The 14005-nt window shown below is 44.3% G+C and carries 11 protein-coding genes; 1 reads left to right on the top strand and 10 read right to left on the bottom strand.

Going from position 1 to position 14005, the window contains the following annotated elements; all coding sequences use genetic code 11:
* Positions 1-3 precede the first annotated feature (3 nt).
* From ACTJKN_RS02410 to ACTJKN_RS02430, 5 genes are all read right to left on the bottom strand, one after another.
* Positions 4-759 (bottom strand): ImuA family protein, encoded by a 756-nt coding sequence (locus tag ACTJKN_RS02410; protein ID WP_440822350.1) that lies wholly within the window; start codon positions 757-759, stop codon positions 4-6.
* Between the two features lie 451 nt (positions 760-1210).
* Positions 1211-1555, bottom strand: a complete 345-nt coding sequence (locus tag ACTJKN_RS02415; protein WP_440822352.1) for a hypothetical protein — start codon at positions 1553-1555, stop codon at positions 1211-1213.
* Positions 1556-1559: 4 nt separating this feature from the next.
* Positions 1560-4859, bottom strand: a complete 3300-nt coding sequence (locus ACTJKN_RS02420; protein WP_440822353.1) for a DUF6443 domain-containing protein — start codon at positions 4857-4859, stop codon at positions 1560-1562.
* Positions 4860-4971: 112 nt separating this feature from the next.
* A complete protein-coding gene (locus tag ACTJKN_RS02425) occupies positions 4972-8649 on the bottom strand; it encodes a hypothetical protein (protein ID WP_440822354.1) in 3678 nt (1225 codons plus the stop codon).
* Positions 8650-9470: 821 nt separating this feature from the next.
* Entirely contained in the window at positions 9471-9737 is a 267-nt protein-coding gene (locus ACTJKN_RS02430) for a helix-turn-helix domain-containing protein (protein WP_440822356.1), read from the bottom strand.
* 115 nt (positions 9738-9852) lie between these two features.
* Here ACTJKN_RS02430 and ACTJKN_RS02435 point away from each other — a divergent pair, with 115 nt between their 5' ends.
* Positions 9853-10074 (top strand): hypothetical protein, encoded by a 222-nt coding sequence (locus tag ACTJKN_RS02435; protein ID WP_440822357.1) that lies wholly within the window; start codon positions 9853-9855, stop codon positions 10072-10074.
* A gap of 330 nt (positions 10075-10404) precedes the next feature.
* Here ACTJKN_RS02435 and ACTJKN_RS02440 read toward each other — a convergent pair whose 3' ends face one another.
* The 5 genes from ACTJKN_RS02440 to ACTJKN_RS02460 form a co-directional block, all read right to left on the bottom strand.
* Positions 10405-10590 (bottom strand): hypothetical protein, encoded by a 186-nt coding sequence (locus ACTJKN_RS02440; protein ID WP_440822358.1) that lies wholly within the window; start codon positions 10588-10590, stop codon positions 10405-10407.
* A gap of 152 nt (positions 10591-10742) precedes the next feature.
* Positions 10743-11882, bottom strand: coding sequence for a type II secretion system F family protein (locus tag ACTJKN_RS02445; protein WP_440822360.1), 1140 nt, complete (start codon positions 11880-11882; stop codon positions 10743-10745).
* A gap of 6 nt (positions 11883-11888) precedes the next feature.
* Positions 11889-12365, bottom strand: coding sequence for a hypothetical protein (locus ACTJKN_RS02450; RefSeq protein WP_440822362.1), 477 nt, complete (start codon positions 12363-12365; stop codon positions 11889-11891).
* The gene (locus ACTJKN_RS02455) at positions 12346-12711 is read right to left on the bottom strand and encodes a hypothetical protein (RefSeq protein WP_440822363.1); all 366 of its coding nucleotides are present in this window, start codon (positions 12709-12711) and stop codon (positions 12346-12348) included. The genes ACTJKN_RS02450 and ACTJKN_RS02455 overlap by 20 nt, the downstream gene beginning before the upstream one ends.
* Positions 12699-13937 carry a hypothetical protein gene (locus ACTJKN_RS02460; RefSeq protein WP_440822364.1) on the bottom strand — a complete coding sequence of 413 codons (1239 nt, stop codon included), beginning with the start codon at positions 13935-13937 and terminating at the stop codon, positions 12699-12701. The genes ACTJKN_RS02455 and ACTJKN_RS02460 overlap by 13 nt, the downstream gene beginning before the upstream one ends.
* Positions 13938-14005 lie beyond the last annotated feature (68 nt).

Raw genomic sequence — 14005 nt, forward strand, 5'->3', positions numbered from 1 at the left:
CTGCTATCCAATCTGCCTGCCCTCGCGTCCGGTCCATACCACCTCATTAGCCAGTTTCTTCACGGCAGCATGATCGCTAACCTCCTGGAAACCTTCACCCGCCCATTCCAGCACAAAGCTGCCCGGTTTGCCGTTACGCACTTTCAACAGCTCCACCTGCCAGCGCGGAAAGCCCAGGCCAGGCATCCCATCAGCTGTATCAGTAGGCAAAGGACTGATCTTCCACCTGGCGGTAGCCACAGTGCTTGCCGCTTTACCGGCATCCTTGCGCAGGATAAAACCAGTAACACCGCTTTGCTCCACCGCCAGTTGCAACCGCCTTGATTCTATGAGACTCAGATTATTCAGTTCGGAAACGACCGCCGCAAGTCCCTGGCACTTCAGCGCCTCCTCGGTCACCCAGAGCGCCTCTTTCTCTGTCTGCACATCCATAAAAATGATCCGATCGGGTTCCACGTTAAAAGCGCTTAACGAAGCAGGAAACAACCTCCGGGAGGTACCCACCCACACGCAAGCCGCACCATCCTGCATCAGGACAGCAAGCAGCCCGGCAATAAAGCCATCACTGGCTGCCGAATCTTCCGGCAAAACGGTAATAAATTCATGGATCGCCCTTTTGGGAAAGACTCCACCGGGGAAGACCTGTTCGATCTCACCAAGTCCGACACGCTCCGCCCTGGTACCGCCCTGCGGCTTAAAGCCCTGCCACAGCAAGATGTCCTGCTGAAGTTTGATTAATATTTCCTTTTTTGCATCCATGATTCGTCCCCTAATTAGCAGGCAAACCTTTTGCCTACTAATTACAACAACAAACATAATACTAAAAATGTTAGCAAATATTTGAATGTGGATAAAACAGGAAAATTTGTTAACAAACCCCTGCAAACAAAACAAATAGGAATAATATATACTAATATTTTTAGTTATTAAACAAAATATTTAAATTTGCTTTATGAACCTTTTTCCAGAAACAGCACTATTCGACGGGGGAGTTACATCCTTTACCATGCTGATGTGAAGAAAGTGACATTCCGAAAACAGTATATTCTTTTCCAATAGTTATGCAAAAATGACTCTTTCTTTCTGGATATTCCCCCAATATCTCCAAGTCTACTGTTTGTAGTTATTCTGAGATACAATTTAATTTCATTTATGTTTTAAGTCTTTAGGATTTAGTATTACGCTGTTGGTGTCTTTGCCTCAATCTTTATTATATTTGTCTTTTGGAAACCCCAAGCGAATTTAAAATACTATTTGACAGTTTTCTTGCTTCTTCCCAATGACTATCATTCCTAAAAGCATCTTTATTCCATAAAGCTACTGGAATTTTATTTATAACAATTTTCAGCGCAGCTATGTTATCTATTTGATCTCTAGTCAACATTCCACCTTCTTGTAATGGCAATAAGTTACTCATATCAAAGAAAGTATAATAATCACCTTCCAGTTCCCTTAAATAATCTTCTACATCACTATCTGAAATTGCGTTTAAGTCTGCGCAAACCATAATTAGCGCATCTACTAACAGGTTATGTACATTCGATAATTCAATCATTTTTTTAATTGTCTACATTTATTGTTTTTGACTTCTCATTTGGAGTTGCTTTATAATTTCCATCAACAACTTTGTTTTTACCTTGCCCACTGTTTACTTTATAATATTCTGAATTACCATGTCTTGGATTACCTTCGGTATATGAAACAAACCCATCTTTACCATCCTGTAAAAACTTCCATCCAGCAGATCCGTCATTAAGAGCTCCTTTTGTCCAACCCGGTCCTAAGCCAGTAGCAACCTCGTCAGCAGACTTACCCCAAATCTTTATGGGATCATTTGTTAAATCAGCAAACGATTTTATTTCTAAGCCTGATAAATCTGCAGCAAAACTCTCAGTTGATATAGTTTTTAATACACCGGCAGCTTTACCAGCTAATGAAGCCGCTCCTTCGGTTACAACCGCTGTCGTTGTATTTGCCGCTTGTCGTCCAACCGCGTCTCCAAAAGATTTTCCATCACCTTTTGCAAGGGCCTTTACCCCTTGAACAACATCTTTGGCGTTGTTAATTACAACATTTATTGGTAGTACTTTTGTATAAGTCTTCACGTAAGTTTTAGCCAGCTGACCAGCCGACATCCCCTTTAAGCTCTTAACTTGTGACGGGATGCTCTGGATAGCACGAATTGCTGATGAATAATATCCTTTAAAAGAACTTTGCGCAGAATTCCACGCATCACTAAAAAATCCCTTACCTGGCCACATACCATCTGGATCAATAAACATAATCGGATTATTGAATGCATAGTTATATGGCGACCACCTCCGACCAAGCTCAGCCTTAGGATCTACTGCATTCCACCTTCCGGTCTCCGGATCATAAAACCTTGCCCCATAATCCAGCTGCCCTCCCAGCTCATCCTGAACTTCTTTTCCATTGTAAAGATATTTATTATTTCCGGAAGCTAAAGGATTGCGCTTGCCGAAAGGGTAATAATTATCCATCTGCAACGGCCTGATCAGGCCATTGTAAACATCAAAAGTAAACCGCACGTTTCCCAGGTGATCTGTTAGATTATAATGATAGCTATAGCTGTTATCTCCATTGCGCTGTGCCACCCCTTCTTCTGTACGGATGATATCGATGTTGTTCCAAACATATTCAATATCATCGATATATTCCCGCAGCGTGGATGAACCATTTTCGGTTACGATCTTCCTCAGTTTGGTTCCGTCTGCATCATAAACATAGTCCAACACCTTACCATTACCACTTGCACCCGAAGGCAGGTTTAACAGGTTATAGCTTAGCTGCATCCCCGTCCTGCCATCGGTTTTAGTATTACCATTCAAATCGTACACATAATTCCCTGCAACATTATCGATCCTGTCCAGCCTGTTCCCGTTATAATAATACTGGTTCATCGGGCCACCGTTCCTGCTTAGCTGGTTGATATTACCCATATTGTCATAATTCAACACTTCGCTCATGTAAATGCCAGTGCTCGTTCCGCTGGTCAGCCGATCCAGTTTATCATAGCCATAACTGAACACGTTAGGGGAAGTGGAAGGCGAACTGTTCTGCGACCAGTATTGCCTGCTGATATTACCGTTGTACTGATTTGTACCGTTTTCTTGGTAATCCAGTTGAATGCTGAACTCGTTACTGATACTGCTCTTCAGCCAACCCCGTTCGTTATAGGTTATGTTAGTGCTCTGCATGCCGTTATGCAGCTTTTTTGTGGTCAGCTGGCCTATTTCATTGTAAACAAATTCATCGAGCACGATGTTCGGGCCTGTTACACTGCCGCTATTGATCTGCTTGTTGGTGCTGTGCTTGCGACCAACATGGTCATAATCATAACCGGAAATAATGGTGGTTACAGCGCCACCAGCCTCGTGCGTTCTCACACTTGAAGTCAGTTCCCCTGCAAAGTTATAACTGTTCACGGTCCGGTCCTTACCACCTTTGGTATTTTCAGCCACCGTTTCCTTCACCCTGCCATCCTCATCATAATACGTTACCGTCAATAGTTTCGTGGTACTGCCCAGTACACGTACAAAACTTCCTGTTAAAAGTCCGTTTAGTTTGTCACTTACCGCAACACTGGGCGCATAGGCACTATTATACCCTGGAAAATCATAGCCATCATAATAGTTCATCGTCAGGAACTCCACATTCACGTATTCCTCACCAACTTCAGGATGTGTACTATGTGTATAACCTTCTGTTGTGGCAGTGGTACGGAGTTCCCATTGCGGCTGTATACCGTTGTTGTAATTCTGCATTCCCTGCCTGTCGATTCCCTGCCCATTTTCGACGCCGGTAAGGATTACTCTGCCAAGCGCATCGTATTTTATCCAGCTCCATTGGTGGCTCTCCCGCTGGTTGGCATCCTGGCTATGGGTAATCTGGTCTAACTTGTTGTATACCATATACGCCCAGCCTTTTCCCGGCACCTTTTTCTCCACCAGGCGTCTCCTACCATCGTAATGGTAACCATAGATAAAATAGCCGAACACAGGATCTGATTCCAGCTCCGTAAAGCTATTGACCGTTACCGCAGGCGGCACCACATACCGCAGGTTTCCAAGGTCATCATAGATATAATAGGTGTTCAGTTTCTCGGTATCGCTTTTGTATACCCTCCTCAGCACAACCCTTCCCTCCATGTCCTTGAACTCCTCGGTATTCCCGGCATTGCCTGATACCCAGTTTTCATCTTTTGAAACCGTACTGAAAAGTTTTCCTGCAGGGTAATATGCGACTGCCGATGCACCAGAACTATTTACCTGCCATAACAGCACATCACTTGCCGCATTGCTCCCATAGACCATCTTGGCCGTATGCCCGGAAGTACTGCCCGTAACAGGCTGCCAGGCATCTCCCGGCGAGCCCTGCTCAACTGCGCGATTCAGCGGACTGGCCTCAAAATTTGTGATTGCAAAGGGGCTGCCGGTTTTCACCACATTGACATCCCAGCTACCAGTACCGTAATAGCTGCCCTGCATTGAAATCCCTAAAGGCTTATAGCTTCCATCCGAACCCGTCTGTTCTGCGTAAGGGAGGTATTTCTTAACCTCCCTGCCAAAGGCATCGTACTCATTTACCTGCACAATGTCTTTTTTTCCCGGGCTTCCCTGCCACTGCACTGACTGAAGCGGGCGGCCCAATCCATCGAAATACCGGATGTTACGATTTACAGAATCAACAGGAAAACCCACAAGGCTGCTGAGTGTTTTATGTCCGGCTGCCCTGACCGTACTTTCCATAACATAGTTCCGGGTATTGCTCGGACTTTGCCCATATCCCGTCCTGATTAAAAAAATGATAAAAAATAATGTAAATAAAAGCTTCTTCATAAAGAGATGGCTCAACAGCGGGGTAGATCGTAATTGGCCCTCTTCAGCAGTTTTGCTCATGCACATTGCCCATTTAGCCAACTGCATAGATTTTTTAATTTCGCAATACATATTATTGAATAGTATAAGTTGGCAACGCGTTTAAGAAAAAATGGTAGACATTAACAAGCGCTCCGGAAACACTGTTTTCCTGAATTATAGCTTGATTGGCAATAACTGCCGTTGTGCCATTTATAACTATTGAATAGTCGGTAGAGTCTACGGGATCCAAAAGGTTATCGTACTTTTCCATCCTGTAGCTTACCGTGAGATTGGTTACCGATAAAGGAACGGTACAGGCGGCATCGCTATAAAAACTAACCACAATGTCGGCATATCTCCTTCTGGTGGTAATGTTCAGATTGGTTTGGCTCATCCTGGCATATACCGTTGGCTGAACACATTTACCTGTATTACCAAGACTGACCTGTCTTGTGGTGTTAAAGGTTGAACTGGAGGGATTACCATCAACCTGCTCAATTAGCTCTTCGCCAGTAAATACGCCGCCAACAGCCACACATGTTTTTACACCGGTATCTGTCCATTCTGGAGCAGAGTCCTGTCCATAATTATAAGTAAATGTTTTGATGATGTCACTATTTTGGTTCTTTATAACAGACAACCTTTGCAAACTATCATATTCGTAAAAGGTCGTCATATTCTTCATGTCCGTTAAACTGGCTATACCAACCGAAGGTATAAAGGTTCGGGTAGTTATAGCAAGTTTAGGAGACACAGCCCTTAGCGGTGCGATAAAATTATCAATCGCGGCTTTATCAGGATTTGTTAAATTGTTAAACGATGTAATTGCCGGTTCCCCGAGCATACCCTCTATGGCTGCATAGGTTCCTTCTGCAATTTCGGCAATAGGATATTGACCCTTGTAGCTCCATAGGTAATTTGTTCTTTTGCTATCTTCAAGGATGATACTCTTTGGGTTTCCATAGGCATCAGAGCCTTCGTATTTTAACCTTACCTTATATTTTGTATCATAAGCAAGGCCACTTGCAGCCCCCACAGTGGCGATCAGGTTATTTTCTGCCGGCGATTTGTCTAGGGGACTGAAAACCAATTGCTCGAGAGGCAGGATCTTGCCACCTTCTTCCGAATAGGTACTGATTGAAGCGCCGGTACATACAGGAGATTCTCCGGTTCTGTTTAGGTAACTAATCGTTTCGATAGGTTGTGCAACCATATTGGCAAGTACCATGCTATTGTAAACATTGGTAGCCATGGCAAATTGTTTGGCATAAGAATAGGTATTCAACACGTTGCTGCTTTCACTGGTTGAAGCAGTCTCCTCATACGGCTTGTAATTATCATCTTGGGCACTCCCCAACGGAAATTTATCGGGGAAGTACTTTGTTTCCTTTACGGTAGTGAGCGATGTAGCTCCTGCCAGGTCATACATCGTTTCCTCTACCTTTTTTACCAAGGGTGGTTTGGTATAAAATAAGCACGCAGAAACCCTCGACATGAAAAACCCAGTGGAGTTATCTGTATTTCTATAAAAATAAGGAACTTTATAGTAGCTGCTGGTCGTATCAACGGCGTACTCATAAGCTGTTTCCTTAACGGCATGCTTTTCCTTATCTAATGCCTTCACATTTAGTAGCAAGCCCCTAAAAGCCTCCATACTGGTAAAACCTTCTTCATGCCACTGTGAATCATAATTTGTTATTGTTTTTTGGGGAGCCTTATCCTGGTAGCCGTTGTCCTGGTTGGAATATTTGTATACGGTATATCCCTCACCAGACTTTTCTGTAACCTCCGAATAGGTTACGTGCGCGCCATTGGTATCGCTCATCGGCAAATTGTTGTTATCACTCATCCTCCCATAATAGACCTGTGCGCTGCCCCAGGAAGAACCCCAAAAGCTGCCACTTGTTGTCGAACTTCTTGCAGACCCCGTATTTGTATATCTGGGAATCCCAGACAGCACCCCCGAAGATGCTGTACCATCGATCGCGTAGTCTTTTTGATAAAAAAATTCTTTGGTAATGGGCAGCGCACCGTGTAAAGAGCTGGCAACAATCTTCCTGATCCTCAGACCGCCAGCCATTTTATTCTCGGTCTGGTCTTCTATCAGGAAGGGGAATTGACGGGCAATCTTTTTGTAAGTGTGCGGTTCGTATTGCAGGGTCAGATACCCTCCTGTAGGATAAACTATCTTTTCAAGCATCTCTGCAGGCAAATAAGCTGCAACAGGTTCTCTTGTCGCCATATAATTGTCGTTATAGGCATAAGAACGGCCATTATAATAACCCCAATGATCTGCCATTTTTGAATTATAGAGCGGAAGCAGGGCAGAATTGTAGAAAAAGGCATATCTGGACTTTACTACCGATGCGGTTGTGGCAACTGAAAGTCCTTTAAGCTGCATGCGTCTCGATGCGATATCCAAATAATCAAAGTTGATCTGCCTGAGCCCAACGACATTTATCTTATCCAGCTTCTGCCAGTGCGTGGCAGTAGCACCCCATTTGTAGATCGGATTGGTGATCGATTCCAGTTGCTGCCTGTCATCTTGGACAGTTGCATAAGGGTAGTTCAACTGATTGCTTTCCGATGAGGTAAATTCAATTGTCTGTGCCGGTGTCACGATAGATTCGATATAGGACGGACTCAGTATAGAAAAAGATTTTCGCGAGAGTGTGCCTGAATAAGAGACACTTCCCGATTCGTTCTGAAACAGCAAGAGCAGCCGGCTTCCAAAAGAATAGGTGCCATCATAGAACAGGGCATTCCTTTGCTGTGATTGGACAATAACCCGTCCTGCTTTTTTGTAGTTCAGCTCTATTTTGTATCCTAAAGGAGAGATCACTTCGGTAAGATGCCAGGCATTGGCTATGTTGTTAAAATTATAGGTAAAATCGCCATTGTTGCTAAATTCGATGGCATTGGGGTTACCGCCGAAAATATAGATTACCCCCTTGTCATCCGTGATTTTCAGTTTGTAGATGCTCCTGTCTGTACGGGACTTCACAACGGTATTTGTTCTGCTGTCTACCCAGTCGTCGTATTCAATAAAACTGTTTATGGTAACTATTTCGGCCTTAAGCTTATAATCGCCATTACTTTTAACTTTTATTTCCAAAGGACCGTTGTGATAGGGCCTTGTGAGAAAAAAAGTACCGGAATAACCGTTAAAATTAAAGATGAACTCATCAGGAAAGGCATCATAGGAATTATCTATAATTTCTGCCGCGTTGCTACCGACCTGTGTGTATTTGCCAATGGCAAGGTCGTTGCCAAAGTCGTCTGCAACCCTTCCGCAATTATAGTAGTAGCAGATCTCATTGGTATAGGTTGTATTTCCAAGCTGCTTAGGGTGTTCGTCATAAATCCCGTTAACTTTACGGTAGATGGTCCCCCCCGATTTTAAAGTCCACCCAAGCCCTACCCAGCCAGGATGATCATCGATTTTATTTCCCCCGGTAGAGTAAGCGAGCGAAATGGGAACCTCCAGATCCTTATAGCTCACATTGTAGAGCGGAATGGATACGTCTGTCTGCCCGGTAAAAGAGCTGGATGGGAGCGTCGCAAAATTACCAAGAGATGCCACATCCGGTGAGGGAAAGGATTTGTTGATATTGAATCCGGCATACTGCGCGCTAACTAAAATCGGCATCGCTGCAACTGCCGCCACCAAAATAACTCTATATATATAAAGGATTTTCGAACCTACCCAGGCCAAAAGAAGCGATTGAAAACGGGAACTGAACAGCGGCAAAATTTTTCTTGTAGTCATAAATATGGTAAGAGTTTTTGGGTACTTATATTTTTTCGTTAAAGTCACTGCATTTAAGGATTAATCACGGAAATTTGGCTTGCGAGAAATCACTCACCTGCCCGGCATACATTTCGACCAATACATCTGGTCGCCTTCGGCGACAGGGTAATTTGTATCATAATAAGAAACAATAAACGCCTTTACGGAAAAACGAAACAGAGTTAGGTAGCGTCAAGATTCAATTGACATGCCTTAACAATACTGCAGACATAAATAAGGGATGCAGCCAGACACCATATTCTTGTGATAACAAGAGAATGAGGTAATCAATAATAGTTTTTTGGCAAGGGGTGCATTTTTTGATGCATACCGCAGGGTAATTGGAATGAGGAGCATATTTAGATATTTGTTTAACAAAACTATTCCTAAATTAAAGAAGCAATAAAAATTTTACATGAACCGCCTATTTTATATGACAAAACCGATCTTTATTCCATATTTAGAATTTGTACATAAAGCAATAATAACAAAAGAGAGGTTTTATTGTAACGCAATGTTGGTTAAGCCTAAAAAGGATTATAATCTAGGGAGTTTGAAGGATTGGAACTATAATGGTCGGGAAGGAGCTGCTCGGAAAACCGCGGACAATATCTAAGATGAGAACAAAATCCTAATTGTTTTAAAATAGGATTAATTATACCAAAGAGACAAGGCGCGAAAATTCATTTCATGTCTTGGGCGATGAATTTTCCCCAAGAGAAATATTATATGGATTTGTAGGTTCTACCCATGGAGTCCCACTATCATAAAAACATACGTCTGATGCTTCATCTACGTTATCATTTAGCGGATGGATCAAACCCGTCGCTGAAGAACTCAGCAAGTGTAATATCCAATGCTGAAAGCACTTTCAGCAAAGATGAGAAATACAGATCTTCCCCATTTTCGTATCGCCGGAGCTGCGTACGGTTAAGATCATGTTTAAATGCAAATTTTTCGTAGTTCCGTTCCCCTTTCGCTTCCCTAAGGGAACGAATCCGTGCACCAACCAATTTCAAAACTTCCTTTATATTCTCGCTCTCCTCTTCGTTTTTGGCTCTACTCATAACGTAAAATAAACCAAAATGATGCGCGAGAGCTACTCTTAAAAAGAAACAGCGCAATTGATATCTTATTAGAAACAAAAAATGTACCTTTATAATGCTTCATGAAACTAAAAATATGGAAATTGAGGAATTATTACAGACCCCTATCGACAAACTCGGTTTTAGTACTGAATTCGGTGAAGCCTGTAGCGCAATGAATTTCGTCACATTAAAAGACATCACATCTCTTTTGCCTGAACGACTGATCAATAAAGAGGGGTTTAGTTACAACTGGCTGGGGGAACTCAGCGCATACTTAGATAACAGAGGACTGTTGCATTTACTGCAACGGCCATAGGAAAAAATTACGGTTGATCCGCAGTACCATAGGCTGTAACAGATCCTGCACGCGTGCGGCGGTATGCTGGTCAATACTATAAAATTCTTTGCTCGGGCTTCTGGGGAAATGACAGCCTGTCTTTTGCTTTGAAAATAACCAGCAAAACATTTAAAAATAGACTGAAGGTTCTGAGTCGCAAAAACACTTTCTTCATAAACGAACATACTCGTTTATATCTATTATTAGAGTTACAGTCAAGGAAACCTAACAGCCATAAAGTATGACATGTTATTGAATGCCCTAAAACACCTAGCTATTTTTTTTTGGCGGGAAGCTGTTAAAATGAATTTAAACCTTTGTCTCAATGCGCTGACTAACCAGCCAGGTAGCCTCGAACAGTTTGACCAATTGTTCGTAAACGGTGATTACTTCAGATTTGGACAGGCTTTCTTCCATGGTGGAGGTGCTTAGCACATTGTGAAGCCAGGTGTTCAGGATTTTTCTGTACCCATCCAGTTTATGGATCCTGAACATTTTCTTTAGTACAGATGAAGGCTTTACGATCTCCCGAATGCTCAGATTTTCAGGATAGTCCCGTAGCTTCTTCCTTTCCTTTTTGACGAACGATCCGAATCAAGTGACAAACTGAGCTTCGGGAGTGATGACTTTTTTTGACGACTATTATTTTAAAAAGTACTGCTCATCTGGAACATTGGCAGGTACATTGCAATCAGGATCACCCCAACCACTAGACCTAGAAAGATAATAATCAAAGGTTCTAAAAGTCCACTAATCGCATTGGTCTTATATTCCACTTCCTCGGTATACTGCTGGGAAAGCTGCTCAAAAAAGTGCTCCAGTTTGTTCACCTCTTCCGCTATGCGGATCATCTGGATAAACTTCGCCGGATAAAAATCGTACTTGGATAATGCAGTTGATAAACTGTTGCCCAATAGAATATCCCCCTGGGCCAGCCTGAGCGACTGCTCTACCGGATAAAAGGTGATCATCTGCCGCACCAGTTCCAGTGCCTGAAGCAACGGGGTATTGGTCTCGGTCAGCAGCCGCATCGTATTGGCAAACTGTGCCAGGTAGATCTTCTTTGTGATCTCACCCACCACCGGGGTCCGCAGTAACGTCAGTGCGCTGTACTTCTTGAACCAAGGTGTTTTCCGGTTCACCAGTACCAGTACCACAACCAGTACAATGATGCCCAGCATCAGGTAGATATAATGGTCGAACCAGTCCGAAAAACTAACGATCAATGAGGTCAGATAAGGCAGTTTGCCTCCAAAACGTTTGAAAACGTCAGCAAACATGGGTACCACAAACTTGATCATAAAAAATACCGCAGCAAACGAGGTCACCAGCACCAGCAGCGGATAGGTGATTGCCCCAATAATCTTCCTGCGCTGGCTGATCTTGGCCCTGTAGTATTTCGCCAGTTCACCCAGTACCTCGGCCAGCCTACCGGTTTCCTCCCCGATCCTGATGCTGTAAAACTCATAGGCACTGAATTTCTTTTCGCCCTCCATTGTTTCCGAAAGTGATTTTCCGCTGATCACCTGCTGTAGCACCGAAGCAAAAAGCGCCGCATCCCTTTTATTGGTATAGGATCCCGCCGTAAGCTCCAAAGCCGAACGGAGATCGATGCCTGAGCAGATCAGCGTAGCCAGCTCATTGTAAAAACCCTCTTTTTTGCGGTCACTGAGCTGGCCGTTACCAAAGGAAATATCCTTGCCCAGCAGCTCCAATAGCCCATTACCCTCAGGCTTCGCCTTTGGTCTGTTCTTTTTTCCGTATGCGGATATATCTATTGATGCCATAGCTGCTTATCTGAATAAATCCTGGGCACTGTAAAACTTTTTAAACACCATAGGGACCTTCCCTCCTTTTTCCAGGGCGAGCACAAAGCCCACCCGGTCAACCGTATCCCCTTCAACAGCCTCCCGGCCCTCAAAGCGGAAACCTATTTCTGTCGGCACAAGCACAAAAGTGTCTGTTCTCAAGCCTTCCACCTCCCGGCTGATTATCCCGCCGCCAAAATGGTAGCGGACCAGAATACTGTCCTGAGGGATTTCAAGACCATCAGCAGTCCTAAGCAGGACCCGCCCCCGATCAATGTCCCTGTCCATCGCCCGCTGCAGGCCAAGTACGAGCTGCGCACTATTGTTCTTTTTTTCAAAGGCACTAAAATAATTCCCGATCAGCCCGTAAGCGGTATAACAGATGCTGAGGCAGAGTCCCGCCAGCAGCATGGCCACCGCAAGTTCCATCAGTGTATAAGCCTCAATCTTCCCCTTTTCCATTATCACGGCTTAATAAACATTTTAGATTGCCCAAGGACCTTCCCCGCTCGCTTGCCCTGATCTCCAGCCGGGACATGCCTTGCATATCACTCTCACTGCTGATCAGTTCATAATCCACGCTGTCAATCTTCAGCACCCGATCCTCCTTTAAACCCTCTTCCCTGAACTGTTTGACGAGCACCTCCATCTGTGCCTGCGCTTGCATTTTTTTCAGGGAAATCCCACCGCTCAGCACATTGCTGAACACACCGATAGCCACCGAAAACACCACCATGATCACGACCATGGCAATAAGCACTTCGACCAGCGTCGAAGCTTCTATTTTCTTAGCCTTTAGTTTAACCATTTCAATATCCCTTTCTGTTGTCTCTTAGCCTCAAATAACGGCGAAGAAAGATAATGCCTATCTCTTGCCCTGCGGTTCAGCGTTACATCTACCAAAAAATTCTCATACAAGGTTGTCGGCGTCTGCATAATAAAGCGGTTACAGGAAATCTTGCCTTCCACGCTCATGCCTTTACCCAGCTTGATCAGTCCCGTTGAATAAACCTCGCCCTTTACCTTCGTCCGCTCTGAAAGACTGATCATAGTCTGCAGCGCCGATCTTTTTGGCTCATAGCTAAATACCATCCCAGCGACACTTACATCCTTCCCCACCAAAATCCTGGCCTGGTCTACCGCTTTCTCCTTTCCGACCAATCCCAGTACCGAAGGATAATGCAGCACCACTTTGTCCCCGACAACGATGGAATCCCTGGCAAATAGCTGGCAATTGCCTTCAAATCCTTCCTCCACGGTAATGCTATGCGCATAAACGATAACATTGTTCAGCTTCGCGGTCCTGGAAATAAATACCGAAGTATCCGAGTGCAGCACAAGCTGGCCCGAGAGTTCCCCTGTGATCTTTCCCTGCAAGGGAACCGAAAATACCTTCCTAGGCCCAAAAAAGGAAACATGCATATTTTGCCCTGGTAACACTTCCATTGCCGAAACATCCCTATCCAGTTCCTTTTTCAGCGCCTTGATCATATCTCCCGATAACGGGGAAAGTGTCCTTCTGCTTTCCAATATCTTCCCGTAAACGAGCTTGTCCCCTGAATACGGCCTGTTCTCCACATAAGATTTACGCATCCCCGATTTCGGAACTTCCGCATCTCCCGTAACCCGGGTATCGCCACTGACCGACAACGGCCGGTCCTCATCGCTCAGGTAAAGTGCGAGGGTATCCATCCGCGTATCCATACCGATCAAAAAACTCTTTTTTATCGTATCGATAGAGACAAAAGCCCTGATGACCGGACATTCAAAAATTCCCCATAAGCCGCTGTTGATGCTCACGCTGTCCGTGCCTTCTCCCAAAAGATCCATCCTTATGCTGTCCATCCCCAAAGCCCCCTGATGCTTTAACACATAGGCAACCGAGGAATCCATGTTTCTTTCCAGTCTGGCCCGCCTAAGCTCCCTGAGATAACTTTCCCTGTAATAGGCCGCGATCATGATCAGCGAAGCACAGATGACCGCGATCAGAAAAGCGCAGATCACCGCAAAATACAGTGCGCCGGCCTTTAACATTGGCCTGGGAGTTTATTGCGCTTAGCAACAGTACCTAGGTTCCACCAACAGTCATCCAATGTCAAACC

Source organism: Pedobacter sp. 22163, assembly GCF_052045595.1.
GTDB lineage: Bacteria > Bacteroidota > Bacteroidia > Sphingobacteriales > Sphingobacteriaceae > Pedobacter.